This is a genomic window from Streptomyces roseochromogenus subsp. oscitans DS 12.976 (assembly GCF_000497445.1).
GTDB classification, from domain to species: Bacteria; Actinomycetota; Actinomycetes; order Streptomycetales; family Streptomycetaceae; genus Streptomyces; species Streptomyces oscitans.
In genome coordinates this window covers 5,589,609-5,615,955 of record NZ_CM002285.1, presented here as the reverse complement: position 1 = coordinate 5,615,955, position 26,347 = coordinate 5,589,609, and the positions used below count along the sequence as shown (strand labels likewise).

Annotated in this window: 28 protein-coding genes; 14 read left to right on the top strand and 14 right to left on the bottom strand. The window is 64.8% G+C overall.

The annotated features are described in order from the left end of the window. The first annotated feature begins 146 nt into the window (after positions 1-146). Positions 147-1,301 carry a cysteine desulfurase DndA gene (gene dndA / locus M878_RS73975; protein ID WP_245238191.1) on the top strand — a complete coding sequence of 385 codons (1,155 nt, stop codon included), beginning with the start codon at positions 147-149 and terminating at the stop codon, positions 1,299-1,301. Here dndA and M878_RS73970 read toward each other — a convergent pair. Continuing rightward, a complete protein-coding gene (locus M878_RS73970) occupies positions 1,283-2,740 on the bottom strand; it encodes a DNA phosphorothioation-associated putative methyltransferase (RefSeq protein ID WP_031225650.1) in 1,458 nt (485 codons plus the stop codon). The genes dndA and M878_RS73970 overlap by 19 nt on opposite strands. Before the next feature lie 152 nt (positions 2,741-2,892). Between M878_RS73970 and M878_RS73965 the strand changes: the two genes are divergently transcribed. Next, positions 2,893-4,683: a hypothetical protein gene (locus tag M878_RS73965; protein ID WP_023549777.1), complete on the top strand. Its 1,791-nt coding sequence runs from the start codon at positions 2,893-2,895 to the stop codon at positions 4,681-4,683. A 24-nt stretch (positions 4,684-4,707) separates the two neighbouring features. On the opposite strand, the gene M878_RS73960 is transcribed toward M878_RS73965, so the two are convergent. Both M878_RS73960 and M878_RS73955 read right to left on the bottom strand, forming a co-directional pair. After that, positions 4,708-5,502, bottom strand: a complete 795-nt coding sequence (locus M878_RS73960; RefSeq protein ID WP_023549776.1) for an SAM-dependent methyltransferase — start codon at positions 5,500-5,502, stop codon at positions 4,708-4,710. A 115-nt stretch (positions 5,503-5,617) separates the two neighbouring features. Beyond that, positions 5,618-5,947 (bottom strand): hypothetical protein, encoded by a 330-nt coding sequence (locus M878_RS73955; RefSeq protein ID WP_023549775.1) that lies wholly within the window; start codon positions 5,945-5,947, stop codon positions 5,618-5,620. A gap of 350 nt (positions 5,948-6,297) precedes the next feature. Here M878_RS73955 and M878_RS97690 point away from each other — a divergent pair, with 350 nt between their 5' ends. From M878_RS97690 to M878_RS97685, 5 genes are all read left to right on the top strand, one after another. Next, positions 6,298-6,966, top strand: coding sequence for a hypothetical protein (locus tag M878_RS97690; RefSeq protein ID WP_158692763.1), 669 nt, complete (start codon positions 6,298-6,300; stop codon positions 6,964-6,966). A gap of 114 nt (positions 6,967-7,080) precedes the next feature. Further along, positions 7,081-7,509, top strand: coding sequence for a head decoration protein (locus tag M878_RS73945; RefSeq protein WP_023549773.1), 429 nt, complete (start codon positions 7,081-7,083; stop codon positions 7,507-7,509). Next, positions 7,506-8,555, top strand: a complete 1,050-nt coding sequence (locus tag M878_RS73940) for a major capsid protein (protein WP_023549772.1) — start codon at positions 7,506-7,508, stop codon at positions 8,553-8,555. Before M878_RS73945 ends, M878_RS73940 begins: the two co-directional genes overlap by 4 nt. Continuing rightward, positions 8,552-8,758, top strand: a complete 207-nt coding sequence (locus M878_RS73935; RefSeq protein ID WP_023549771.1) for a hypothetical protein — start codon at positions 8,552-8,554, stop codon at positions 8,756-8,758. Before M878_RS73940 ends, M878_RS73935 begins: the two co-directional genes overlap by 4 nt. 64 nt (positions 8,759-8,822) lie before the next feature. Next, positions 8,823-9,143 carry a hypothetical protein gene (locus M878_RS97685; RefSeq protein WP_158692762.1) on the top strand — a complete coding sequence of 107 codons (321 nt, stop codon included), beginning with the start codon at positions 8,823-8,825 and terminating at the stop codon, positions 9,141-9,143. Positions 9,144-9,200: 57 nt separating this feature from the next. On the opposite strand, the gene M878_RS73930 is transcribed toward M878_RS97685, so the two are convergent. Next, positions 9,201-10,010, bottom strand: a complete 810-nt coding sequence (locus tag M878_RS73930) for a protein kinase family protein (RefSeq protein WP_031225648.1) — start codon at positions 10,008-10,010, stop codon at positions 9,201-9,203. A 146-nt stretch (positions 10,011-10,156) separates the two neighbouring features. On the opposite strand from M878_RS73930, the gene M878_RS97680 reads away from it, so the two are divergent. Together M878_RS97680 and M878_RS000000101930 are read left to right on the top strand one after the other, a co-directional pair. Next, positions 10,157-10,948: a hypothetical protein gene (locus M878_RS97680; RefSeq protein ID WP_158692761.1), complete on the top strand. Its 792-nt coding sequence runs from the start codon at positions 10,157-10,159 to the stop codon at positions 10,946-10,948. An 86-nt stretch (positions 10,949-11,034) separates the two neighbouring features. Further along, the gene (locus M878_RS000000101930) at positions 11,035-11,436 is read left to right on the top strand and encodes a histone-like nucleoid-structuring protein Lsr2 (protein ID WP_425347908.1); all 402 of its coding nucleotides are present in this window, start codon (positions 11,035-11,037) and stop codon (positions 11,434-11,436) included. A 266-nt stretch (positions 11,437-11,702) separates the two neighbouring features. On the opposite strand, the gene M878_RS48745 is transcribed toward M878_RS000000101930, so the two are convergent. Both M878_RS48745 and M878_RS73920 read right to left on the bottom strand, forming a co-directional pair. Beyond that, positions 11,703-14,051, bottom strand: a complete 2,349-nt coding sequence (locus M878_RS48745) for an nSTAND3 domain-containing NTPase (RefSeq protein ID WP_158692760.1) — start codon at positions 14,049-14,051, stop codon at positions 11,703-11,705. Positions 14,052-14,403: 352 nt separating this feature from the next. Next, a complete protein-coding gene (locus M878_RS73920; protein WP_031225646.1) occupies positions 14,404-14,958 on the bottom strand; it encodes a hypothetical protein in 555 nt (184 codons plus the stop codon). Positions 14,959-15,350: 392 nt separating this feature from the next. Here M878_RS73920 and aspS point away from each other — a divergent pair, with 392 nt between their 5' ends. From aspS to M878_RS73905, 3 genes are all read left to right on the top strand, one after another. After that, complete coding sequence (aspS, locus tag M878_RS73915) at positions 15,351-16,673, top strand: aspartate--tRNA(Asn) ligase (protein WP_023549765.1); 1,323 nt, start codon at positions 15,351-15,353, stop codon at positions 16,671-16,673. 162 nt (positions 16,674-16,835) lie between these two features. Continuing rightward, positions 16,836-17,834, top strand: coding sequence for an asparaginase (locus tag M878_RS73910; protein WP_023549764.1), 999 nt, complete (start codon positions 16,836-16,838; stop codon positions 17,832-17,834). Between the two features lie 458 nt (positions 17,835-18,292). Beyond that, entirely contained in the window at positions 18,293-18,757 is a 465-nt protein-coding gene (locus M878_RS73905) for an NUDIX hydrolase (protein ID WP_031225644.1), read from the top strand. 59 nt (positions 18,758-18,816) lie between these two features. Here M878_RS73905 and M878_RS94725 read toward each other — a convergent pair whose 3' ends face one another. From M878_RS94725 to M878_RS000000101095, 3 genes are all read right to left on the bottom strand, one after another. Next, on the bottom strand, positions 18,817-19,419 hold the full coding sequence (locus M878_RS94725; protein WP_078630369.1) for a flavoprotein: 603 nt from the start codon (positions 19,417-19,419) through the stop codon (positions 18,817-18,819). Positions 19,420-19,762: 343 nt separating this feature from the next. Next, the gene (locus M878_RS73900; RefSeq protein ID WP_023549762.1) at positions 19,763-20,464 is read right to left on the bottom strand and encodes a 2'-5' RNA ligase family protein; all 702 of its coding nucleotides are present in this window, start codon (positions 20,462-20,464) and stop codon (positions 19,763-19,765) included. Positions 20,465-20,831: 367 nt separating this feature from the next. Beyond that, positions 20,832-21,347 (bottom strand): helix-turn-helix domain-containing protein, encoded by a 516-nt coding sequence (locus M878_RS000000101095; protein WP_280923668.1) that lies wholly within the window; start codon positions 21,345-21,347, stop codon positions 20,832-20,834. Positions 21,348-21,472: 125 nt separating this feature from the next. On the opposite strand from M878_RS000000101095, the gene M878_RS73890 reads away from it, so the two are divergent. Next, positions 21,473-22,513: an AAA family ATPase gene (locus M878_RS73890; RefSeq protein WP_078630368.1), complete on the top strand. Its 1,041-nt coding sequence runs from the start codon at positions 21,473-21,475 to the stop codon at positions 22,511-22,513. Continuing rightward, positions 22,510-23,061 (top strand): P-loop NTPase family protein, encoded by a 552-nt coding sequence (locus tag M878_RS73885; protein ID WP_023549759.1) that lies wholly within the window; start codon positions 22,510-22,512, stop codon positions 23,059-23,061. Before M878_RS73890 ends, M878_RS73885 begins: the two co-directional genes overlap by 4 nt. 23 nt (positions 23,062-23,084) lie before the next feature. Here the strand turns inward: M878_RS73885 and M878_RS48740 are convergent, their stop codons facing one another. The 5 genes from M878_RS48740 to M878_RS94715 all read right to left on the bottom strand — a co-directional run. Beyond that, positions 23,085-23,906: a DUF1932 domain-containing protein gene (locus M878_RS48740; protein ID WP_051430115.1), complete on the bottom strand. Its 822-nt coding sequence runs from the start codon at positions 23,904-23,906 to the stop codon at positions 23,085-23,087. 57 nt (positions 23,907-23,963) lie between these two features. Next, positions 23,964-24,614 (bottom strand): HAD family hydrolase, encoded by a 651-nt coding sequence (locus M878_RS48735; RefSeq protein ID WP_031225640.1) that lies wholly within the window; start codon positions 24,612-24,614, stop codon positions 23,964-23,966. 65 nt (positions 24,615-24,679) lie between these two features. Further along, complete coding sequence (locus M878_RS73880) at positions 24,680-24,835, bottom strand: hypothetical protein (RefSeq protein WP_158692759.1); 156 nt, start codon at positions 24,833-24,835, stop codon at positions 24,680-24,682. 205 nt (positions 24,836-25,040) lie between these two features. After that, on the bottom strand, positions 25,041-25,670 hold the full coding sequence (locus M878_RS73875) for an ATP-binding protein (RefSeq protein ID WP_023549755.1): 630 nt from the start codon (positions 25,668-25,670) through the stop codon (positions 25,041-25,043). 120 nt (positions 25,671-25,790) lie between these two features. Next, on the bottom strand, positions 25,791-26,347 hold a 557-nt coding region (locus tag M878_RS94715; protein WP_245238189.1), incomplete at its 5' end, for a helix-turn-helix domain-containing protein.

Below are 26,347 nucleotides of genomic sequence, written 5' to 3'. Positions count from 1 at the left end.
CCGGATGGCTGGAAAGATGTACTCGAATCCAGACGACGTAGCAGTGTCAGCGAGCTGCAGAGATGACGATGAACCCACCCGTGCAACGGTATCGTACGTGAGAGAAAAGACGTACGCGATGTGCAGGAATGACGCACTAAGGTCTGGTGGGGTTAGTGGCGACGTATCTGGATGCAGCAGCAACCACACGTGTGGACCCACGCGTTGCAGAGGTGGTCCTGCACTGGATGACGGAGGACTTCGGCAACGCAGGGAGCCGGACCCACGAGTACGGATCCCGCGCGAAACGTGCTGTGCAGCGAGCGCGCCAGTACCTGGCCAGCACGTTCAACGCCGATGTGGACGAGTTGATCTTCACTAGCGGCGCCACGGAGAGCAACAACATTGCCCTGCTCGGTCTCGCTCCCTACGGTGAGGAGAGTGGTAGGCGCCACATCATCACCTCGGCCATCGAACACAAAGCGGTCATCGAACCACTACAGCACCTCCAGTCCCGCGGCTTCGACGTCGACTTCATCGAGCCGGGACCAACCGGGCGAGTCTCATCCGCGGCCGTGATGGACCGACTGCGTCCGGACACGCTCCTCGTGTCGCTGATGCACGTCAACAACGAGACAGGTGTAGTCCAGCCTGTTGTCGAGCTCGCCGAGCAGCTTCGGGACACGCCCACGTTCTTTCATGTGGACGCAGCGCAGGGGTATGGGAAGCTCACGCAGGACCTGACCGCCCCGATCGACTTGATCAGTGTCAGCGGCCACAAGATCGGCGCTCCCAAGGGTGTCGGGATGCTTGTCACCCGCCAGACGGAGGATCTCGACGATCTACCGCTGCAGCCGATCATGTATGGCGGCGGGCAAGAGCGTGAGCTTCGCCCGGGAACGCTGCCTGTCCCACTGATCATGGGACTCGAAGAAGCCGCAAAGATCTTCCACCGTGAACGTGAGGTGTGGTTCAAGGCTGCGGCCGAGCTGCGCTCGCGCCTCCTGAGCGCACTGGGCAAGACGCAGTTTCGCCTCAACGGCGACCAGGACCACGTCGTGCCGCACATCCTGAACCTGTCGTTCGAAGGGGTGAACGCTGAAGCTCTGATCGTCGCGCTCAAGGAGCAAGTGGCTGTAGCGACCGGATCTGCATGCACGAGCGCGTCATACACGCCCAGTCACGTCCTCACTGCCATGGGTCTGCCGAAGGAGGCCGCAAAGAATGGTCTAAGGCTGTCCTGGTTCCCCAGCCAAACGGGGGATCTGGACATTGACGCGTTGGTGTCCACGATTGCGGGCTTTCAGTCCAGCCGAGCCTGACGATCAGCCTTGGCTCGTACAAGACGGTGACCACGCAGCTCTCGACCACACCGGTCCAGCTCCGCTTCCCAGCCGCTCTCTGTGCCAATGAGGTGGGGATGTTCGTACAGGCCGGCCTTTACTTCTGCCTCCGTTAGCCGCCGGTACTTCTCGGAATCGGCGTCGTCGGGAGCCAGGAACTCGTGTTTGCGGTGTAGCAGCGGCCGGTTCGAAGATTCGGCGTACGAGGTGTGCGAGGCCTCGAGCGTCTTCAAGTCGACCTGGTACGAGGACAGAAGCCGCGGGTGGGGGTCTGTGTCGAAGTCCGGGTAGTCCAGCCAGCTAACAGCTCGTCCCTGGTGGCGGAGCTTGGCGACGGTCCATGCCTGAGGTCGGCCGGCCGCGATCGAAGCGCAGTGCTCGTATAGCCGAAGGACCGTAGGCATGCGGTCGACAGCACGCTGGTGCACATACAGGGCGGTCGGCGTCAGCTTCCCCACTGTCGAGGCGTTCATAGCTCCGCGGACGTAGGTGTCGTCGCGCAGTTTGAGGAGTAGCCGGTCGGATCGCTGGCATGCCTCCCTGTAGGAGGAGAAGAAGGCGCGGACGTCGAGCTGGACGCTGAACGGGAGGCTGGCGAAGGGGCCACGACCGTTGAAGAGCTCGACGGCGAGGAAGAGCAGGGTATTGAGCGTGGACCGCCTGGCGCCCTCTTCGACCTTGGCCTGGTCTGCGGAGTCTCGAACCAGTCGGCTCAGCTCGTTGGGGCGCAAGTGGCTGAGGAGTTCGGCCATGGGCTGTGGCATTTCTTCCACGCGTGGCGTGCGCCCGCGGCGTTCCACGTGATCCACGACAGCCGCGATCGCCGAGGTCGTGTCTTCTGAAGCGAGCCACTCAGCGTCGGGGACAATCCGATGCGCAAGGTAGCTCAACCGCGCGGTCTCGTCCTTGAACGCGTAGACGACCCCTGGAGCAGCGGAGACTGTCCGTACGCCTGTGACTTCCTCGACGTAGTCGCGTAGCTCGCTTGCCCTGAAGAGGTGCTGAAAGGTCTGCCGGCTGGTGAGGAGCCCATCGCCGAAGGCCTCGCCCTTGACCTTCGATTTCTCCCACGTCAACCGTGCTGAGGCGACGAGCACCGTGCCCGCCAGGTTCCAGGCCGCCTGCAGCGTCTTTCGGCGCTCGTGTGGGTCTTCGATGACGTTGAGAACGTAGGTAAGCAGGACGACGTCCGCCGGCTCCATCTTCGCGTCCGGCTGGAAGAAGGGGTCCCAGCCGGCGGCCACGCAGTCGAGGCGCTGAAGCGCGCGTACGTCGTCGCCGCGGCCGCAGCCGTAGTCCAGGACACTGCGTCCCGGAGTCACCTGCCTGTCGAGGACGGCTTGACGGGCGGGCACGGAGAGCCCTGCGCGACTGATCGCGGTCAGTCTGCGGTCACTGTTCCATGTTTGCTGCACCATGTTCGCGCCCTCGTACAACCGGGTGACAAGCGGAGGGTATCGGCGGCCCGGCGCCGAGGAGGCGGATTCGGCAGATGCCAACCCTTGAGGTGGAACTGGCTCGCTCACCTACGCTGTACGTGGCGCGGGATCGACGTTACGGACCTGTCCCCGTGGGCCTCCGCACCTTCCTGACCGACGCCTGGTCATGGCTGAACTACAAGCCAGCAATGGCCGGCACACACGACGGCCGTCCTCACCGGGCCCTCGGGCCCGAGCTGCACGCCAGCTGGCTTCCCGACGAGGCCGTGCGCCGCTTGGCTGCCTACAAGCTCTTGGCTGCCTATGACTCCAATCAGGCGGGCGAGCTGGCAGCTTTGACGGGCAACGAGGCTGCTTCCGAGCGCCGAGAGTTCGGGGATCCCTCAACGTTCGTGGACACCGCGCTCACCCATCTGTTGGGCAAGTCCCAACAGATCACCGTGCCCGGAGCCGAGCATGCACGCGATGAGGACGCCTCACCTGAGTCGGAGGCCGCGGCGGAAGCACAGCAGCGGCTGCGTGTCTGGGCCGAGGCGGAGCTGCTGCCGCTGCGGATGCAGGCGGCTGAGCGGAAGGCGGTTCTGCTCGGAGATGCGCTCTACCTGCTGGCCTGGGATCCGGAGATGGGGCGTGTTCGGCTCAAGACTTACGATCCCGGCTTCTATTTCCCGGTCATCGAAGCCGATGCTGATCCCGGCGACTACCCGCGGCGCGTGCATCTGGCTTGGGAGATCCCCGAAGACCCCAGGCGGGGTGCGAAGGCTCGTGTCCGTCGCATCACCTATGAGCTCGGTCCTATCGCTCCCGCGACCCGGAGCGCCGTGGACAACCGTGGGCAGACATCACGGAATCCTGTCGTCGACGAGGCCGGAGACTACGTGCTTCAGCCGGGCGACGTCTACGCGCCGGAGTCCGGTCGGATCGAGCGCAGGTACCCGTGGGCGCCCGATCGGCCCTCGACGACGACGTGCTACCTCACCGACGCCGAATGGTTCCTCGATGACCTACGTCACGGTCAGAGCCTCGACGACCTTCCGCTGGACCAAGCCCACATCCGCACCCGACCCGACGGTGAAGTGCTACATCGCCTTGATCTCCAGCTCGACTTCATCCCGCTGGTACACATCAGCAACACGGTGGCCGACGGAGAGCACTTCGGTCAGTCCAGCCTGGCCAAGGTCATGCAGGCATTGGACGAGCTGGCAGAGACCGACACGGATTCCGCGCGGGCCTCGGCCACCACCGGCGCGCCGATCATCGGCTTGGCTGGCGCCCGGGCCGAAGTCGACCGTGCTACCGGACACCCCAGGCCACTGTCCATCGAACCTGGCACGGTATTTCAGCTCGGCGACGGCGGTCGCATGGACGTGTTGGACACATCCGGGCAGCTCGCTGAGCTCCGGGCCCGTGTCGAGGAGATCCGCGACCGTGCGGCTGTCAACGCCCGGCTCCCTGCCGTGAGCCTGGGGACCCTCGACCCGTCCGACGTTCCCAGCGGCTATGCCCTTCAGCTGTCCCTAGCGCCTCTGGACTCGCTCGTCGACGCGATGCGGCTGGCCAGAGCCCACAAGTACGCGCTGCTACTCAAGATGGTGCAGCGCATCCACCAGGCCGGCGGGGCCGAAGGATGGCCCACCGGCATCGTGTACCCGGCGCGCCTCGTATTCGGGCCGCACACTCCGACAGACCGGACTGCGATCCTCGACGAGGTCGTCAAAGCGGTCTCAGCCGAAGTCTTGTCACTGGAAACCGGCGTCCGCATGCTGCAAGACGCCGGGTACCCGATCGGTGACACTCGGGAAGAGGTCAACCGCATCATCAGCCGCAAGACTGTCCCGAGGCTGGATAATCGCTCAGCGCGAGACGCTCCCACGTCTTCCGCACACACCGCTGCGAAGGCATCTCGTCCTGGAGTGGATTGACGTCCACGACTCGACTGGTGGCGCCTACAGCTTCCGCGCCACGCCGCCGAAGTTGTCGACTTCAACGGGTTCTTCGAGACCATTCGAGTCGGGACGCCACCGAGACGTCGAGACCAGGCCGGGCTCCAGCAGCTCGAAGCCATCGAAGAAGCGGGCGAGTTGGTCGGGGCTGCGGTTGACGCGGGGGTTGTCGCTCGCCTCGTTCCACTGCTCGACCATCGCGCGTTGTTGCTCGGGGTGGATGACGTCGGTGCTGTCGCAGAACACGAGGTAGCTGCCGGGCGGCAGGGCGTCGACCAGGCGGTTCACGATGTCGTAGGCGGAGTCGTCGGTGACATGGGCGGCAATGCCCAGCAGGACCAACGCCACTGGCTGGGTGAAGTCCAGTGTCTTGGCAGCCTGTTCGAGGATCTGCTCCGGATTCCGCAGATCGGCGTCGATGTAGTCCGTCGCACCCTCGGGCGTGCTGGTGAGCAGCGCCTCGGCGTGCACCAGGACGACCGGGTCGTGATCGACGTAGACGATCCGCGCCTCGGGCAGCAGACGCTGCGCGACCTCGTGGGTGTTGTCGGCGGTGGGCAGGCCCGTGCCCACGTCCAGGAACTGGCGGATGCCGGCGTCGCGGACGAGGTACTCGACAGCACGGACGAGGAACGCCCGCTGCGCCCGGGCGGTGTCGAGAATCCCCGGGTTGGCCGCGGCGATCTGGTCGCCGACCTGCCGGTCGATCTCGTAGCAGTCCTTGCCGCCCAGCCAGTAGTTCCAGATGCGGGCGGAGTGCGGCACGCTGCTGTTGATGGGCGGGCGTTCAATTGACATAGGGGCTCCCCGAGTTAGCCAGTTGTCACCCACAACTTAGAGGCATGAGGCGTCCGCTGCGTGTAGAAAGTGGATCTTCACGCCATGACGCGCTCATGCCCGTTGTCGGCACTGCTCAGACGTCCTCGTTGGACAACAGTGTCCTGTTCATCATCACCTCGCGTTGGTGAGCAATCGAGGCGCGCAACTGGTCCTCGTCGATGGTCACGATGTTCCCGCCGCCGATTTGGACCTTGTAGGTGCCCTCGCCGCCCGGGAGCTGCTGTACCTGCGTCGCGTGGAAGCACCAACCAGCCGTGTCCCCATGCGATGAAGGCAGTACCTCACCCTCGCTCGGCTCGACACCAGAGGCCAACTCCCTCTTGCCCGAGGCGTCGTAGATGACCACTGCTTGGCCTGCGAGCTTGGGCGTACAGACCTCGCCGGCATCCGCCCGCTCGGCCAAGGGTGAAACTCCAGCAACTGTGGCCGTGAACGGGCTTCGATCCTTCCCCGGCTCCCACATCCACAGCCCGAGCCCTCCCGCCGCAGGAACCACCGCAACGACCGCCCACATCGTGACACCAGCGCAGGCGGTCCGTCCGAGGCCCTTCGCTGCAGCCATACGAGAAGAGATCCCATTAGATGCTGACGTTCTAGACATAGGTTGATCTTCACAGAAAGATCAACCTGCGCTCGACCAGAGCGGGCGGAACCGCTCCAGCGACACCTTCCATCCGCCGCCACAAAGAGCCGGGCCTTGGCGTACGTAGACTCGGCCATGGCGCGGGGCCGTCGTGGGAGCAACACCACTTGATGACCCGCACCCTGCCTGATCCTCGAGTTCCTGTCGGCCACCGAGGGGACGGTCGTCCGATCTATCCCGTCCTCGGTGCCTCCTCCGAGGACGCGTCGAACAACGAGGTCCAGGTCACCCTCAGCCAGAAGCAGCTGAACACGCTCATGGCTCGAGAGAAGGACCAGGGTGGCCGGGCGGCTGTCCGTGGCCTGATGGAGCGGCTGGGCTTCTCTAACGCGGCTGCTCTAGAGGAGTACGTCAGCGTCCAGCGCCAGGCGGAGGAGCAGCGCCTCACCGATGCGGAGCGCCGTGAACAGGAGATCGCCGAGCGCGAGAAGGCAGCCGCTGCCCGTGAAGCTGCTGCCGTCGCTCGTGAGCGGGAGGCCACCTGCCGTGCGGTCCTTGCCGGTTTCGGCGCAACCGGCGCCGACCTGGATGACGCCATCGCGCTCCTGCGTGCCCCGGACGACGCCGATGCTGCCGTGCTGCGGGAGGCGGCAGAAGAACTGAAGTCCCGCCGCCCGGAACTGTTCGGCGCTCGCCCGGCAGACGGCCGAGTTCCGGCTGCTCCGGGCGGTGCGCCCGCGTCCGTGCCTCCGCCGCGCCCCAGTGGTGCGGAACGCGACCTGGGATCTGCCGGCCTCCAGATGGCCCGCCGTCGAGGGCACATCCCGCCTACCGCCTAATCCAACGGAACGCACGGTCAGCCGTGTTGGGGACCACGCCCCGACTTCTCCTCGTGGACCGCGCCACCGCCGGTGAGTGCGCGACCGCCCCCTTGCACCACCAGGAGAAGCGGCTTGATCCAGCCGTACACCACCTCCGTCACCATGACTGCGAACCGGGACTGGCTCGCCTCCCGGCACGGCACCGACTCCACGGAGACCATCACTCTCGACCTGCAGAAGCTGACCAAGGACACCCACTACGTCGAAACGACCGCGGGCCAGCCGCACGGCTACGTACGCTCCGGTGTCCCGGTCGGCCGCATCACCGCCTCCGGCCTGTTCGGCGCATACGATCCTGCCGCGAAGGACGGCCGGGAAGTCTTCGCCGGCCTCGTCTACGCCGAGGCCCCGTTCACGCCCGGCACGACCAAGGTTCCCGCGGCGCTGTTCTGGCACGGCACGGTGAAGGCGGCGAAGATCCCCGGCGGCATCGACCCGTCGAAGATCGCCCCTAGCCCGGCCGGCGCACAGATCCGGTTTCTTGAGGCGGTGAGCGCGTGAGCGTCGCCGACCTCCTCAAGAACGTCTCCGTCGCGGACCTGACCGTCTACGCCCGGTCGATCCCGACCCCCGCGGACTTCCTGCTCACCCAGAGTGTCTTCGCCGAAGCCAAGGTCCAGGACGTGAAGTGGCGGGTGCGACAGTCCAAGCGTCGCGTCAATGCCGCGTCCTACCGCGCGTACGACGCCAGCGTGCCGTTCGCGAAGCGCCAGGCCGAGTCCACGCAGACCGAGGGCACCCTGCCGGCACTGGGCCAGAAGCTCCTCGTCGGCGAGATGGAACAGCTTCTCCTCGATGCGACACGCGGCGCGGACGAGGACCGGCTGATCGAACTGCTCTACGACGACACCGAAAGGCACGTCGAGGCCATCCGCTCCCGCCTGGAACTGGCGGCAGGTGACGTCCTGGTCGACGGCAAGTTCACCCTGGCTGGAGAGAACGGCCTGACCGTCGAAGTCGACTACGGCGTGCCCGCGGCGAACATGCCGACCGCTCCGAAGCCGTGGAGCGCCCCGGACGCGGACCCGATCGCAGACGAGTTGCGGTGGATCGACTATCTCGACTCCATCGGCGCTCCGGCGCCGGAGATGGTGGTGACCTCGCGGAAGGCGTGGTCTCACCTGGCGTCGAATGGCGCCTACCGGGCGGCCTACTACGGCACCCCGGCAGGCGGCCAGACACCGACGGCGACCCTGAACCCGGAGCAGGTCAATTCGGTGCGCGGCACGTATGGGCTGCCGCCGGTGACTCTCTACAAGGCGCAGGTGTGGCAGGACGATGTGTCGAAGCGGGTCCTGCCGGAGGACCGGTGGATCATGCTTCCGCCGGACCGGGCGAAGTGGGGCCAGACGCAGTACGGCACCACGACCGAGTCGCTCGCCCTGTCCCGGGGCACGAACCCGCAGATCGAGCGCGAGGACGCCCCGGGCATCGTGATCACTCGTGACGCCGAGGACGACCCGGTGCAGATCTGGACCAAGGGCGCTGCTGCCGCAATGCCGGTCCTGTACGCGCCGGACTGCCACATCACGGCGACCGTCCTGTGAGCACCAACAGCTCCACCAGGGGCATCCTCGCCGCGACCGTGCATGTACTCGATCCTGTCGAGCGAGTTCCGCTCGTACTGGAAGCCGGCATCGAGGTTACTGACCCGGCGATCGCCGAGCAGATCACCAATCCGCGGTGCTGGCAGGCCGAGACTCCCGGCTCAGGCCGAACGAGCACCCGTAAGTCGAAAGCCGCTCAGTAACCCCACTCAGCGGTGGGGAGCAGCACTCACGCTGCTCCCCACCCTCGACTTTCCAGGAATGACTGTGCACAGCGACGTACTGCGCTGGCTTCAAGCCCAGCTCGGACCCGATGTAGACACGACGGACCTCACCAGCCGATATGAGCGTCTCGGTTCCGCCCGAGCGGTCGCTCTCGAAGTAGTGCAAGAGCGCATCGCTGTGCTCGTTGCCGAGCCGTTGAAGGTCACCGTCAACGGCGTGGTGACGATTGATAACTCGGCCAACGTCGCCGCGTTGGAGAGGCGCGCCGCCCACATCAATGCCGCGGATGCTCCCGATGACCCATCCAGACCCAGCCACAGCTTGCTTACGACCGTGCAGTTGTTTTCTCGACCCCGTCGATAGACGCGTCGGGCGTTGTGATCGAGAAGCTGGCGTTGTAGGGGGGCGCACACTCCGAGGTCAGGCTGCCGTCTGCCAGGCGCCGACGAGTGACCGGACGGATGGGAACCGGCGCTCTGGATCGGTGGCAGTCGCAGTCCTGACGACCTCCAACTGCTCGGGTGTCCCGCGCCATTCCTTCTCCTGGTCGCCAGCGTCCAAAAGGAGGCGGAGTGCCCGCCCCAGAGCGAACACTGTTGTCCGGATGTCGATCAGCGATCCGCGCACGAACTCCTCTGGCGCCATATAACGCATCGACCCGGGCAGCCGGTCCACCTCCAGAACGAAGGGGCCCGCCCGGTATTCGTCCAAGTCGCACAGCACCACGCGGTGCTCGTCGAAGTCGTACAACATGCATCCGTCATAGAAGTCGACTGCGACAAATCCGGCCTCCTCCACAGCCAGATGGGCAGAGAGGATGCATTCCAGCGCGGCATGAATTAGGGGAAGGGGCTGGGCCCTGAACCGTGCCATCGGGCTGTCCGGGGCTGCCCGACCCCCCTGGCGTGAGAGGGTCGGATGATAGAGAACCTCTCCACTCATCCATGGGTAGACCAGCACAAGGCCGTCCTCTGTGGTGAAGGAATTCATCAGGGGGACGATGGCCTGGTGTGAGACGCTTTGGTGAAACGAGACCGCCCGCCGCAAGGAGGAGATCCCCTGCGGCGTCGAAGCGCCTTTCACGAACCAACGTTGCCCTGATGCCAGCAGTCCGTATGAGATGCAGCCAGAGTCCTGCGCTTCGAACCTCTGGAAGACGGTGCCCAACCGGTCGAGAGCGGCTCCGAGCGTCGCAACGTGCGTGACGCTATGAAACGGGTTCGTCGTCATTTCGTACATGATGTCACTCGCTCGCCGACCCGCGCACATTCCGCGCACCGCATGCTGCACCTGACCGGAGAGACTCCCGAGTCCAAGATGACCACTCCTGCTCGCGCCAGCCTCGCCGTTCCCCCGCGTGTGTCAGCCTATGGTCCATGACAGGAGGGCACTCCCAACTACCCGCAGCTGGCTGGCAGCGCACACTCGCCTCGGCGCTCGCCGAGTTCTCGACCCTGGACGGACGCATCCGCGAGATGCGCGTCCACGGATCAGCCGGCGGCTGCGCGGAGACACTGGACCAGTGGTCTGATCTTGATGTGCTGATCACAGCCCGTGAGCCGCTTGCGGTCGCTGAGGATGTGGTCCAGGAGATCGCTGAGCACCATGCGCCGGTGTTCGCCGCGAACCGTAGCGGAGACACCAACCGATATACAGTCCGACTGGTGTTGTGTGACCTGCGCCGACTGGATCTCACCGTATTGGACGCGGCCCAGCACCACCCAGGCGCGGCGAGTACCTCGCCACCCAGGGACGTGAACGGTGTGATCGATCCTCTGGTCAACGACTTCCGATTCGACGCCGTACTGGCCGCATGCAAGGCGGCACGCAGGGATGTACTGATCGGCGCACATTTGGCCCTTGGCCTAGCCCGTCACATCCTGGTCGTTGGGATGGTGCTCCGCGACCAGGCCAAGAGCACCACCCACCATCGACACGGTGGCACCCGATATGACGCCTGGGCGGCGCGCCTGGCAGCCGCCCCAGCCCCCTACGATCCCGCGGCGATCATCGCCGCCATCCGGTACTACACCGTCGCCCTGCAAGACCTACTTACCGAACACGGCGTGCAAGCCCATCTAGACAACGGCCCCCTGCTGACCCTCCTCGATGCTGTCGATCAGCACACCCTCGATGCCACTGGTCACGGCATACAAGGAATCAAATAGGCCACGTCTTAGATACTCGTTAGCAACACCTCCCATATTCCTCTCGGGCCACATTCCGATTTTCACCTGCTTACCGATGTCATGTAATGTCTCCGTCGCGGAACGGAAGGAGAGACATGGCAAGGCACGTAGAGACCTATTTCGTGGACGACTTGACCCAGGAGCGGGGTGATGACGTCCAGACACGCTCATTTGAACTCGACGGCGTCTCCTACGAAATAGACCTCAGCGCGGCTTCATATGAGACCCTCGAATCCACGCTCTCCCCCTTCGTGAAGGCTGCCCGCCGGACATCTTCCGGCAGGAGGACGAGGTCTCGCAAGGCACCCACCCGGAAGCGAGTTCCCGCTGCCACGTTCAGCGATGCCGAGCCGGATCCCGCCGAGATCCGTAAGTGGGCAAAGGAGCGGAAGATCGCGGTGCCTGCACGAGGACGGATCCCACGTTCGGTTCGGGAACAATTCGTCGCAGTCCACACCGCTGCGTAGGGTGACGGCAAAGAGGCAGGGCCGTAACCGGCCTGCAGCGTCACGCAATGCGGCGCGGGGGCGGACCTCTTAGGGGCTCGACCTTCCCGGCCAAGCGAGTGAGCGCGACTCTTCGGTCGCGTGGCCTGGACAAGAAGTGGAAGCGGTGCCCCTACTGTCGGGCGAGCCTCGCTGTCCTCAACTCGCAGCGGCAATACGTACGGAAGCCTTCTCGTCCACAGTGTGTGGACGAGAAGGCGCGCGGCATGACGAGCAGGATCACGAGTTCACACGGTGTCGAGGTCATCGAAGATGCTCCGCCTTGTATCCTCGTCGACCTCCGCTTCTTCGTCCTCTTGCTCCTCAAAGTCTCCCCCACACATGGGCGCCGAGTAGAGGAGGGAGTGGATCAGCTCGCCGGCGTGCTCAACCTCAGCGGCGCCATCGGGGTGGTCTCCGTAGGCGTTGCGGTAGGCGCGCACTGCGTTTTCATAGTGGCGGGCGAGTTCGCGCCAGTCCTCTTCTGACTCCCACTCGATCGTGGCCCCTGGGTCGTCAATCACTTCTACGAGTTCGGGGATGACTTCACTGAGGACTCGCTCGCGGAGCTGGCTGTATTCTGACGCGGTACAGAGGTCGGCGGTCGCAGACGATTCAGCCCAGTCGTAGTCGACCTCCAGATCATACGTGGATGTAGAGCTGTCCATGATTCTGGACACGGCGGAGGTCCGCTCTTCTTCTGCGAGGAGCCCTACCTGGTGAAGACGCGCCAGGAGCGTGATTCCGCTTGGGCCGAAGCCTACCGTGTCTGCGGTGGTGAACTTTCCGATGATGCCGCTTCTCAGGTGGGCAAGTCTGTAGAGGAAGCTTGCGCTGCAGGAGGAAAGGAACCCGACGAAGCGCGGCGAGTCACAGAGATGATGAGATGCATGAAGTTCCGAGATCCGGTTGATGAGGAGGTCATAGCAGACTTCCGGGATAGCGACAGTCTCGCGTTCGTCCTTCTCATCGCTCCCACAGTCGACGAGGCTGAACAGCGCACGCGGAGTCAGACCAGAGATGAAAACTTCTACAAGTTCAGCATTTTGGCCAATGTGTTTTGCGAGTGCGTTCGCCAGACTGGGGTGATAGAACTTCCAACGCGGGCTTGTGCGGGTGTTTACCCTGAGCAGGAAGGAACCTTCCAAGCGGGCGAGTGCTTTGGCTACGCTTGCTTTAGTTCCCCCGACGAGGTCGAGTACCCCTAGCTCCCGCTGTGTCAGCGACAGGGGAGATTTGAGCTCTCCGCCGGCCATGTAGATCAGGCACAGAGCGGCGAGTGCGTCTTGATCTAGCCCCCGAAGCACTTCACAGAGATGATCAATAGGGTTCTCGAAGAAGTCCAGCAGGTTCTTCTCTGAGATAGCCTCAAGACCGGAGGACAAGTAGGAACTTCCGAGCCTTCGGGCTTGCTCCGGGCTGAAGTGAGCAGAGCGCGCTGCGGTCGATAGATGGGGCTTGATCTCCGTGAGGAAGCTCCGAGACTGATCGCCGTATCTCAGGTGGTTGTAGAGGATTTGCTCGCGTTCTTCGACAACAAGGTGAGTTGGAGCGATCTTCACCCGGCAGTCGAGCAACTCTCGCGCGGAGCCCGTGAACTGACTCTGCGCCTCTTGGAGGATGTAATCACGGCTGGTGAAGACAAATCGAGCGCCGCGCTTGATCGCGGTTTGAACCAGGCCGATGCTGCGGCCCCACTTTTCGGTCGCCTGGGTGTCGAACCTGTAGACGCCGAATGCGTCATCCACCCAGAAGAGCTGGTCCGGCTCATGGGGGTTCCACGCGTCCTTGAATTCCCCGGGGGTATCAATCTTGACGACCGCGCTTCCGTAAGCATCGATGGCACCCACCGCCAGGGCGGCTGCACTGATGGACTTTCCGGACCCGGGTCTACCGGACAAGACAACGAATCCCCGGCGATCCAAGTAATCTACAGCCTGCTCATAGAACCTGGTGCGCACGAAGGTGACAAGGTTTTCGTCGCCGAGGTATGACAGAAGGGCATGCGCTTGGTGGTACTTCCTTTCATCGAGGATCTGAGTCAGGTCACCCAAGCCATAGATTCGCGGCACTTTCCTACGCAAGTTTGGGCTGCTGGAGATGATTTCCTCAATCCAAGTGCCGCCCAAGATAAGTACGTTCCTGGCTCCTGCGGCTTGGAAGTCCTTGCGCATCTTCAATTCACTGCCCGCTGTGATGCGCGCGTTGGTCATGAGCACATAGGTTGAGCAGGCCCCTTCTCCGACCAGCTTGCTCACTTTCTTCAGTTCGCCGGACACCTCTGAGGGCATCAGAGTTTCCGACTCGCTCTGTTTGAATTTGCATTGGATGACGAATGGGCCCTTCAGGCCGTTTACTTCAGCCTCCCCGAATGGGGCTGGTGCCTGATGGCTTCGGCCCGGTTCCCAGTCGCCGTAGAAGGCGCCGTCACGCCCCCCGTCGCCCGTCTCAGCGAAGCTCACTACTGTCGGCCCCAGGATCTCCCGCATGATGTCCAACGCGAGATCCTCGAATGCTCGCCATCCAAGGGTGTGCAGTCGATAGCTTGGGCGGGCAGCCGCCTCTCCGGGGTACCGATGAGTCCGTGAACTGGTCATGCTTGCAAGGCTACTTAATGCCTCCACCCGAAGACTGGGGCGTAGAGAGCACCCATGCTCTCGCAACAGCGGGAGACCGGTCCGATTTCCGAAGTTTGTCGACGAGGTCTACGCCGTGAAGCAGGGAGCACGGAGAGGTTCCTGCTGCCAACCGCCGCTCTGGCCGAGCCGCGAGCAGGCTTGTGCCCGCGCTGCTGGAGCATCGCTCGTCGGCCTGATGCTGAGGGCTATCTGGCAATCGCTGAATGAGGGGCACCTCGGATCAGATTGTCCGGCCACGCCGGTCGGCCAGCCATCGCAATGTGACTCAACAGTTGGCCGCACCCGTTCCCAAACTGATCGGCGGGCGTGATCACGATCCCGGCGCGGAATGAGGCTGTGTCCAGCCGGTGGCGGCTACCACCTCCCGCGCGATGTCCACGACGGATCGTCCGTCCGTCAGCACCCGCACGGTATCTGCGGCGGCCCGCTGGTCAAGGAGCCGCGCCTTGCGGATGCTCGCTTCCAGCTCCTTGTCCAGCTCCGAGCCGAGTTCCCGCCCCACCAGCCGCTCGCGGGCGGTGGCATCGGAGGCGGTGAGCAGGGCCCGTATGATCCGCACCCCGTCCCCCATGGCGCGCTCGAACATGCCTGTCGCCTCGGGCAGCACGCTCACGGTGTTCGTGTAGATCAGACGTCGGTAGCCGCGCTGGGCGAAGTTTGCCCACACGGCGGTCAGGTTGCTCTCGGTGATCTCCGTGCGGTGAGGGTCCCCTGCTGGTGCTGGATGCACCTGCCCCATGTAGTCCCCCTCGATGACCGCGTGAGGGACCGCCGCGGCGCGCAGCAGCGCGGAAACCTCCCACCCCACCGTCGTCTTGCCGACGCCGGCTCGTCCGCCGATGAGCAGTACTTCAGCTTGATCCATGAGGGCAGCGTGCCAGCGGGCGATCGCCTCACGCGAGCGCATATCGATCCACCTTCGAAAGCAAGATCGTGATCCGCGCGGGAATCTCGCTGTCCTCGCGAGGCCCTGGCTCGCTATCCTCCGTAGCAACGCGATGACGGAGACGAGTAGCCCGGGATCACGCGAGATGAGAGAGCTGCCGGCAGCTGGGAAGGCAGCCTCGCGCCCCCGGGGCGAAGACCCTCCCGAGTGCGGGGAGAAACGGCCCGTGGCCCAATGCCCCGCCGGCTGGCCTCGTTACCGGCCACGAACGAGGCTGCCGCTGTCGGGCGGCAGTGAAGGCGCGGTGGAACCGCGAGTCCCCTTCTCGCCCGCGCCCCCAAGGGATCACCATGACGCCCTGGAGGGCTGCGATGATCCACACGACCGACCGTGTACTGGTGTCCGAGCTGCGTGAGCACGTGGGCCGGACCGTTTCCGTGTCGGGCTGGGCTCATACTCTGCGGCTGCTGAGTCAGGTGCAGTTCGTCGTCGTACGTGACCACACCGGCATGGTGCAGGTGACCCACCGGCGCGGCGGCGCAGGCGACGACATCGAGGCCGCCCTGCAGCAGCTCACGCCGGAGTCCGCGGTGCGGATCACCGGCCGTGTCGCCGAGAACCCGATCGTGAAGCTCCATGGTCTGGAGATCATCCCAGAGGCGGTCGAGGTCCTGAACCGGGCCGAGACGCCGCTGCCGATCGACGAGCAGACCGGCCTGGAACACCGCCTGGACTGGCGGTTCCTGGACGTCCGGCGCCGCCCGGCCGCGCAGCTGCTGTTCGCTGTGCAGAGCACGCTGGAGCAGGGGATGCGAGAGTACGCGTACGGGCAGGGCTGCACGGAGATGCACACGCCGAAGCTGATGGGCACCGCCTCGGAGTCCGGCGCGGAGGTGTTCGAACTCGGCTACTTCGGCCGCTCTGCCTACCTGGCGCAGTCGCCGCAGTTCTTCAAGCAGATGGCGATCGCGGCCGGCATCGACCGCGTCTTCGAGATCGGTCCGGTGTTCCGCGCCGAGCCGTCGTTCACCTCCCGGCACGCCACCGAGTTCACCGGCGTGGACGTAGAGCTGGCGTGGATCGACGGGGTCGAGGACGTCATGGCGTTCGAGGAGCGGATGCTTGCGCACGCCATCGCCCGGGTCGCCGACGCGTACGGGGAGGCGATCCGGGATGCGTTCGGCGTTGAGGTGACGGTGCCGACGGTGCCGTTCCCACGGATCACGATGGCGGAGGCTCAGGAGATGCTTCGGGCGAAGGGCTGGGACCCGCAGGGTGTGAAGGAGGACCTGGACCCCGAGGGCGAGCGCGGTATCGGCGCGCTTCTCAGGGAGCACACCGGCCATGAATGGGTGTTCGTCACCCACTACCCGACGAGTGTCCGGCCCTTCTACCACATGCGGCCGGCGGACAACCCGTCTGTGACGCTCAGCTTCGACCTGCTGTGGCAGGGGCTGGAAGTTACGACCGGCGCCCAGCGTGAGCACCGCTACGACGTGCTCGTGAAGCAGGCTGCGGCAAAGGGTCTGAGGCCTGAACCGATGCAGGACTACATCAACGTCTTCCGGTACGGCTGCCCGCCCCACGGAGGCCTGGGCCTGGGGCTGAGTCGGGTGCTGATGGTGTTGCTCGGGCTCGACTCGATCCGCGAGGCCACGTTCCTGTTCCGTGGCCCGAACCGGCTGACTCCGTAGCGGCCCAAAGACCAGGGCGCGATCACGATGACGCGATCGACGACTTGCGGCTTCACCGCATTTCAGTCTGGCTGACGTCCTCAGGGGTTACCCGATAGCCTGCATCGAGCGATCTCCGAGGGACGAGATTCATCCAGGCTGGTCAGAAGCTGGAGGGCGAGGATGGGCGCGACGAGAACGGTTGCTGTCTACTCTCTCGGCGGCACCATCGCCATGACCACCGATCCGGCGACCGGCGGAGTCGTGCCGGCCCTCTCCGCCCACGACCTCCTCGCAGCCGTGCCCGGCTTGGACGGCCACGGACTCGAGCTGCGCGTGCACGACTTCCGCCGTGTGCCCGGTGCCTCGCTGACCTTCGACGACCTCACCGAACTTGGCGCGGCGGTCGACAAGACCCTCGCTGGCGGCGACGTCGACGGTGTTGTGATCACGCAGGGCACCGACACCATCGAGGAGACCGCGTTCTTCCTTGACCTTCATCACGGCCACGAGCAGCCGATCATCGTCACCGGCGCCATGCGCAATCCCACCATGGCAAGTCCCGACGGACCCGCCAACCTGCATGCGGCTGTCCTCGCCGCAGCCGACCCGCGGCTGCGTGGCGCCGGTGCCCTGGTTGTCCTGAACGACGAGATTCACGCGGCACGCCACGTCCGCAAATCCCACACCACCAGCCCCGCCGCCTTCACGTCACCCGGCGCAGGGCCCATCGGCCGGATCGCCGAGGACGGCGTACAGCTAACCGCTGCGCTACCCCACCGCTATGACCCCTTGGTGCAGCCGCGAAGCCGTCAGGTTCGCGTGGGTTTGTACACGGTCAGTCTCAGCGACGATGGGGAACTACTCGCGGCATGGGACGGCCGATGTGACGGGCTCGTCGTCGCTGCCTTCGGTGTCGGTCACGTTCCTCAGCGACTCGTTGAGAGCCTCGAACGGCTCGCCGCAGGGATCCCCGTGGTTCTCTCATCGCGCATCGGAAATGGCCCTGTCCTGACCAGGACGTACGGCTTTCCCGGGTCCGAGAAGGATCTGATCAGCCGTGGGCTCATCCCGGCTGGCAATCTTGGCCCCTACCAAGCACGCCTCCTACTCCATGGGCTGCTGGTACAAGACGCGGACCGCGAGACGATCATGGAGAAGTTCTCTCTCTTCGCGTACTGACCTGCGCACCTCAGCCCGTCCGAGGGGGACCCCAGAGACGTGTCAACAGTGCCATTCCCGAGGTTCAGGAGGCGAGCCACAAGAGAGCCAGCAGTTCGGCAGCCGGCCATTCAGGGGATCACCACTGATCAGGTGACTCGATACCGAGCAGGTCTTCTATTGCACGAAGATCCTCGGCCCCCACGCCTATCCGGGCGATCCCCGCATGGGACTCGCCCGGACTGAGACGGAACGCATCGTGGCAGAGCCTAACGCAGGCTGATGGATCGCCATGCCACGGAGGAGAGCGCGGTACTGGAGTGCCGCCTGTTCGTCCACCTCGAACGGCAGCACGTTGATCGAGCGCATGAACGCCGGCAACCAGGCCACACCAGATCGTCAGGACGGCCAGCTGCGCAACAAGCAGAATCAGCTCGGACGAATGCGCATCTCATCCCATAACTAGTCGAGGACCCACAATGCCCCGGGCGCCGTTTCAAGTTCTTGTCGTCCCCTTCCGCCGAGTTGGCGGCCAAGTCCAATTCGCTGTGCTGCGTCGCAAGGATATGAACGTATGGCAGGCCGTGGCTGGGGGTGGCGAGGTCGGCGAGACGCCGCAACAGGCTGCCGTACGTGAGGCCCGTGAGGAACTCGGTCTCGCCCGTCCGGTCCCGCTGTACCCGCTGCAGACCACGGCCAGCATCCCGGCGCGGTTTTTCGCGGATCGCGGCAGTTGGCCTGCTGGGACGTACGTCGTGCCGGAGCACTCGTTCGCCATCGACCTGACCGATGTGGAGACCAAGACCTCCCAGGAGCACACCGATGTCCAGTGGTTGGGCTGGGAGGCGGCCGTCAAAATACTGCGGTTCGACAGCAACCGCACGGCTCTCGGCGAACTTCATGAGCGTCTGCTAGCCGACGACCTGCCTCAGCCGGTCGAGTGATCGCGGTAGCTGACGGGGCGGTCCGTCCGTGGCCGGTGATGCCCTCAGGCTGGCGCCAGTCAGGATGAAGGGCCCGGATAGACTGTCGGGATCGCCAAGCTGGCCTCGTCTAGTACGGCTTCCCATGGACACCGGCGCCCTGACATCCCAGCCCGCGGCTCGGCGAGCGGCCATACCTCGTCTCCGTAGATCAACCGCACCCCTGAATCGTGAAGAGCTTTGATGTGCCCTGCCCATGCGGGGTGGCGAGCGTGCGCCGCGTTCACCCGGGGCCAGACGACTACCGGGAGGTCCAGTGTTCCGATGGCTTCGTTGACCTGTGTCAACGCTTGGTTGTCTGAGACCCCCAGGGCGAGCTTGGCGACGGTGTTGGCACTTGCCGGGGCCACCACGTAGCAGTCCACAGGCGGATGCGGCCGGGGGTCACCCGGCAGGCGTGATTCGGACCGTACAGGAAGGCCAGTCAGCCCCTCGAGCTCCGCCGTCTCCCCGCTCGCGCGGAGCCACTGATCTGCGGTCGGTGTGAGCGTGACCGCAACCGTCCAGCCCCGTTCGAGCGCGGGGACCACGAGCCCTGTACGCAGTTCTTCAATCCCGCCGGCGCTCGATCCGACGACGCCCAGCACCTTGCCCTGCCTTGACCTCACTGCACCGCCCTGCATCGCTGGGCCATGGCCAGCAGCTCGGACAAGTGGCTGCCGCCCGTGACCGGTGACTGCTTCCTCAGGTCGCGAAGGGTCTCGCGGACACATGGATTGTTGCGCACGAGCTGGGCGAGGTGCGTTCGGTCTCCCGCCGCTCCCTGAAAGACTCGTCGACGCGACCCCCGAGGCAGAGAGGGCATAGAAGCCGTTGATCGTGAAGGACCACCGGGGGAAGGCCGTTGCTAAGAAGACCTCGACTCGGTCCGCGAAGCCACGTTCCTGTTCCTCCCAAGCTGCATCACATCGTCGACGTGGGAGGCAGCAGGACCGCCTGGCCGTAGTGGCCCGGCGCTTCGGCGGCTCACCGCAGTGAGAGTGAGTGGACGACCTGCCAGCGGTACGCCCTGCGTTCGCGGCGGAGTTCAACGAGTTCCACGTGGTGTACGTCCACATGCATCGGGTCGAGATCGCGGAGGGGCCGTATGGCGGCTCTTACGTCGCGCGCGGGCATCGACCGGTTGCAGTACGCGATGCCCATGTGGGGCCGCATGCTGGCGGTCGGCTTATCCAGGGGCAGGCCGGACTCGCTGCCGGCGGCTGCTAGCGTCGCGTGAAGCCGCAAGACGGGGTCCCAGGGGGCGATGCTGTAGCGGATCGCCCCACGGGAGGCCGTCAGTGGAATGGCCTGAAGCGTGAACGCGTGGATGACGTGCTCTCGCGCGATGGCTGCCAGATGCTTCAACCGATGCGGGGCGATCTCGTGGATGAGTCCGATGCGGCCGAGTGTGAGGTGGAAGCCGTCTTCGTCTACCGCATCGAAGTCGAGGTCCTGAAGTTCCCGTTGGCAGTGGCGGGCTTGCCTGATGAGCGCGAGCGTCTCAGGGAAGGTGAGCATCCAGTAGTACGCGCGGGTGCGACTTGTCCATCCGGGCCGGTCCCAGTGGTTGACCATCTGGTCGACTGCGGCGAAGGCGTCCCAGTCGTGAGCCGAAATGACGCCGGGGTCGGTGCTATCGGCTGGGGGTGCTGGTGGAAAGGCGCGTGGGTCCGGCGCGAGCGTCATCCAGCTCCCCCGTGTCGCACATGGCTCAGGCCGACCGTCATAGCAGATGCAGTGATGATGCCCTGCCCTTCCGCTACGGGGGAAGCAGAAGGACAGGGCGGCTCTCATCGGGCGACGGCAGCATGAGGTGGGCGCGCGTTCCGTCGCTCGTAGATCGCAAGGTATCGCCTACGCGTGTCCGCGACACCTCTGATTGCTCAACTCTGCATTGGCGTCGCACGCTTCGCACATCACAAGTGTGATACCGGGGCCGGAATCAGCCGGGTACCTTCTTCACAGAGCGGCGTCAATGCAAGTTTGGTTGTCACGGCCGTCGTCATACTCGGCACCACAGCTTGGCGGCCAGATCACGATCGAGGTTGGAGTATCAGGAGACGGTCCGGAGAGGCGGACCTGGAGCGGCTACGGGGCGGAGCATCGGCCCGGTGATGTCGACGGGTGCGTTCAAGCCGTCTAGGAGCACGACGATCCGGTCGATGTTGGTGAGGCGTCGATGCCCGGATTCCAGCATCGACAGGAAAGCCTGACTCAATCCCGTCAGGAGGGCCATGTCCTCCTGACGGAGATGGCCGTACTCACGCACGAGCTGGCACAGCTTGCCGAAGTCCTTGTGTAACAAGGCGTCTCTGACGTCCTGACAGGCCCATACATGGGTCGGAACGAAGGGGCGCGCAGGCTGTGCGGCTGTCGTGCTGCGAGCGCAGCCGGAACAGATGTCGTCGCTGTTGTACCTGCTCAGGCGGCACTGGCAGGTACGGCACCGACGAGTGCCCCACGAAGTTGCAGGTACCTCAGTGGCTCGCGGTCCCGACACCTGATCGTCTCCTTCACCGGCTGATGAACTCCTGGATCCGGCAAGCACGCCTGCCGGAGTGGGCCCCATCACACCGGTGTTCGGCTCTGTGGCGTATCACTGGCGCTTGGCGAAGCTGCTCATCATCGGGCGACGTGACTTTTCAACATCCGCTTACACATGCCTTCATTCGGGGCAGACTTAGGGTCACGATCATGGTGAGTGATGGGCAGGCGGTAGCGGGCATGGCGAAAGGCCGCGCGGGGTGGCGTCCGGACCAGCTTCGCGCCATGCGTGAGGCGCATGGTCTGACGCTTGAGGGTGCCGGTGAGCGGCTACGTGAAGTGGCGCGCGCTGCCGGACTCACCGTGCCGGCAGCGAACTTCCAGACGCTGTGGCAGCACGAGCAGGGCGAGGTGTATCCCGGTCCGCACTACCGCCGGGCTTACTGTCTTCTTTACCGAGCGACCGAGCCCGAGTTGGGCTTCCGCAAGGCGCTGCCAGGTGAGCAGACTCAGCTCAAGCTCACACCCTCGGAGGTAGAGCCACTCGGCGACCACGTGCTGGCCGTTGAGCGCGCAGTGCTTCAGATCGCTCCGGGTGATGCCAACGCCAATGGTCAGGAAGTTCAGCAGCGGATCATTGACGCGTGGAAGCGTCGTCACACCGGTGGCGACCCGAACCGACCCACGCTGCTGGTGGTGGCCGGGCTTGCTGGCAGCGGGAAGTCGGAGTTCTCACGGTTCATCTCACGGCTCACCGGGTGGCCGGTCCTCGACAAGGACCCCATCACCCGTCCGCTCGTTGAGCGGCTGCTAGTCGAGATGGGAAGCGATCCAAACGACCGGCACTCCCCGCTGTATCGGGACAAGGTGCGTCCATTGGAGTACCAGTGCTTGCTGGAGACCGCCTACGCCAATGTCGACTGTTCGATCAGCACAGTGCTCACCGCACCGTTCGTTGCCGAGGTGAGCGATGAGCGGTGGATGCGCCGGCTGATCAACCGGTGCGAGGCGCGGGGCGTCACCGTGGCAGTCATCTGGATCCAGTGCGACCTGGAGACCATGCACGAGTACATCAGCTTCCGCTCGGCAGCCCGCGACAGCTGGAAGTTGCAGAACTGGGACGAGTACGCCTCGACGATTGATCCGGACCTACGGCCGGTCGTGCCGCACTTGGTGGTCGACAACCGTCTGGGTGCGGCGATATCCCTCACCGATCAGGTTCGGCAGATCTTCGGGACGGTGTTCGCATGAGCCAGGGCGTCCTTCTGTACGGTCCCCCTGCATCCGGGAAAGACACCATCACCACCGAGCTATGCAAACTCAACGCTGGATATAGCGCGTTCGAGCGTCTCAAGATCGGTAGCGGTCGAACCCACGGCTACCGGATGGGGACCGTCAATCAGCTGGCAGAGCTTGAGGCCCGCGGGGACGTGATCTACCGAAACGACAGGTACGGCAACATCTACCTCGTGGACCGCCCTGGCCTTGCCCAGGCCATGCAGGACGGGCGCATTCCCATCCTGCATCTCGGGCAGGTCGCCGGCCTTGAGGCAATGGTGGAGAAGTTCCCCGCCTCGTGGACCAGTGTGTTGCTGTGGTGCTCGCGGGAGAGCACCTCGATCCGTTCCAAGGGACGCGGCGACAGCGACACTGAGGCCCGCCTGACCGCCTGGGACGCTACGGCCCAAGACATCGAGGCCAACACCGATTTCACTTGGGACCTGCAGCTGGACACCGACGCCATGTCGCCCACAGAGGCTGCCCAGGAGATTGATCTCCTGATTCGCCGCGGGATCTGATCGCAGGGAATCAGGAAGACGCACTACCGGTCTCCGCTTTCCTCCAGGCCAGGGTCGACGTGCAGAAGTGAGAGTGCCTCCGCAACGGTGAGCTCGCGGTCTCGGGCGTCCGACCAGTAGTGGAGGACTCGGCTGGCTGCTCGCATCAGGTCATCTGGGAGCCCGACGTCCCTCAGCAGGGCTGCTGCATCGTCGAGTTCGGGGCCCCAGCGCCAGGCGCGGGATGCTGTCTTGGGGATGTAGTCGGTTTCGGTCAGGTAGCTGCCGCCGCGCTTTCCGGCGATCTTGAGGAGTTCGTCGGCTACGCCGCTGGCGTCGGCGACACCGTAGGCGAGTGCCGCCAGGACGCGGGAAGCCTTCTGGTAGCTCGAGTACGCCAGCTTCAGCGCAGAGGCCGTTCCCACCTCGGCGCCCAGCACATGCGTCTTCACGTCGCTCGCTTCGAACAAGATCTCGGCTTGGGAACAGCCGGCGGGGTCTCCGGACAGATACAACGTGGGCTGCTTGCCGCCCACCGGTGGGGAGCCGACCACCGCGCCGTCGATGACCACGGCACCAGGAAGTAATTGTGCGACATCCTTGACGCGGCGAGGCGTGATCGCATTCGCCTCGATATACAACCGGTTGAACCCGCAGGCAGCCACCTGCTGTGCGACATCCACCGCCGCGGCAGGCGGACACAGAGACAGCAGCACATCGGCACGCGCCACCAGTTGCCCGAGGTTCTGTACACCTTCGAAGTCGGCTTCCTCGGCCCGGCCTCTGGACCGGCTGCTACGACCGTCCGTGCACCACAGCACCCGAATGTTCTGCCGTCGCAACTGGGCACCGAATGCGGCACCCATGCTGCCGGGGTGCAACAACCCAACCGTGATCGCTTCACAATCCACGACGATGTCCTCTCAGCCCACGGTGGTGAGCAGCAGATCGATCGCCTGGCCTACGTCGGTAGTGACGTGGTCCGGTCGCGCGTCATCACTGGTCCAGGGCCTGCCGCCGCTGATCCAGATCGTGTGCAGCCCAGCTGCTCGACCCCCGCGGATATCGGTGTCCACACCGTCACCGACCATCCAGCCGCCCAGTGCGAGATCAGCTCCGCAGGCGACGGCCGCCTTCTGGAAGATCATCGTTTCCGGCTTGCGCGCACCGACTGCCTCAGAGATGCACACCGCATCAACGTGATCGACAATTCCCGATGCGGTCGCTTTCGCCGTCTGGATCTCGGTCCCACCGTTCGTAGCAACGGCAACCTTCCAGCCAGCACCTCGGAGCCTGGATAGGCCGTCAAGTACTCCTGCAGGACATCTGACGGAGCGCGCCATGTAGTCGCTGTAATCGAGCCACAACGCTTCGGCCGAAGGCGAGAGCTCATATTCACTGCAAAACACCTCAAAGGTTCCCAAAGAGGCGCGGTCGCGCATCGCATCGAACAGGCGCGTTCGAGCAAGGTCCGTCAGGGCTTGCTGCTCGGAGAAAGCTGAGATCCAGGCTGCCAATGGACCTTGGCGGTCCACAAGGGTGTTGTCGAGGTCGAAGATCGCCAACTGCTGCATGGAGGCAGAGCCTACGGGCCAGTGCGCCAGCGACGTATCACGCTGGTGATTTGGTTCCGCAGCAGTCAAGCGCGCACCGGGGACACCAGCTCGGCGATGGCCAGGATGTACGACGTCGAGGTGTGACTGCGCAGCACCGATACCGACGTCGAGTCGGCGCGGTGTCGAATGCTCGCGACTTCCAGGCCGCCCTGCCGTAGTTCGTCCAGGGCGGCGGTCATGCCGCAGAGCATGCGGTGGAGCAGGTGACGGTAGGGACGTCGGTCGGCGCCGGACGGGGTGGATGAGACCAAAACGAGCCGCGTTGTCCGTGATGACGGACGCTCCGAGGTGTTGTCCGGGCCGCATTGGCGACGAGCTCTAGCGCGAGGATCAGGCTCCGGGCCGCCTGTGGATCGGGATCACTGGAACGAGCCGTTTGAGCGGTCACGAAGCCCAGCCGTGGCGCAGAGGGAGTCGGCCGGCCTGGTGTGCGTCGCGCTGCTCAGTGATCCACTGCTCGACGTGGGCTACGGATTCGGGGACTGAATGGTCCGTGGTGTCGAGCAGCTGAGTGCACCATCGGGGATCATCGGAGTGCCACCCGGTCCAGCGGTGCCAGGCCATCTCGGGCCAGCCGTCCTCGATGATGACGTCGGGCCGGTGAGACGGGTCGAGGGCGTGTTTGCGGTGCCATGCAGCCCAGCGGAGGTAGGCGTCGATCGCCTGGGTGTTCCACCGCCCGGGGTCACGCTCGGCGAGGCGAGCGCGTCGGACGGGGGGAGCGACATCGACCAGGCAAACGGCGATGCCGTCCAGTAGCGGGGCGGAGGGCGCTGCCAGCAATTCGCCCAAGGGCGACTGCCCGCTGAGCAGGAGGTCGATGCCACGGTCCTGGTAGTCCAACGCGCGTCGCACCCACTGCTCGGTCATTCGATGGCGCCAGTGGCGGTTGGCGCCCTCCGGCACACCAAGCTCGTCGGAGTCGTGCACCGCGATCTTCCCGAGCTGACCGGCCGTCGCATAGGCCAGGGTCGTCTTACCCGAGCAGCTTGACCCGGTGAGCATGAACAACATGGCGTCAGAGTGCCAACAGGAGGGCACCTTCCACGACCCGTTTACCCCAGCCAGGCACCTCCGCCTGCTGCCCGTGCCGAACGTTGCTGGCGCTGCAGTCGTGCGGCACGTGGGAGAAGATCAACGAGGTCCCGGTCGCATCCCTCGTTCCGTCAGGGGCGCCTGAGCGGGGGCTTCCCGGGTGCGGTCCATACGTGGGTGCGGGTCATCTAAGCCGTGGTCTGGTTCTAGCATCGGACCCGTCAGTTCGGCTGGCGTGCCCAGTCCATCGAGGAGAATGATGATCTTGTCGATGTTCGTCAGCCGGCGCGCACCCGTTTCCAGCATCGAGAGAAACGACTGACTCAGGCCGGTTAGCATGACCATGTCATCTTGCCGTAGGCCGCTGGCTTCCCGTACGAGAGCGCACAGCCTGCCGAAGTCTCTGGCGACAAGCGCGGCCTGAACGCCCGCATTGGCCCACACCTCGGGCAGCACTTGGGGTTGCCTCGAAGGTAAATCCGCTGGGAGTCGCTGGCATCCACCGCAGCGTGAATCGCTGTTGTAGCGGCTGAGGCGGCAGCCGCACCGAGCACAGTGCCGGTAGCGTTCGGTGATCGCACTCGCCCCGGCATAGCCCTGTTCGAGCATCGCTATCCCCTCGTCGCCGTCGATCGATGCCGCTGCGTCGCTCATTT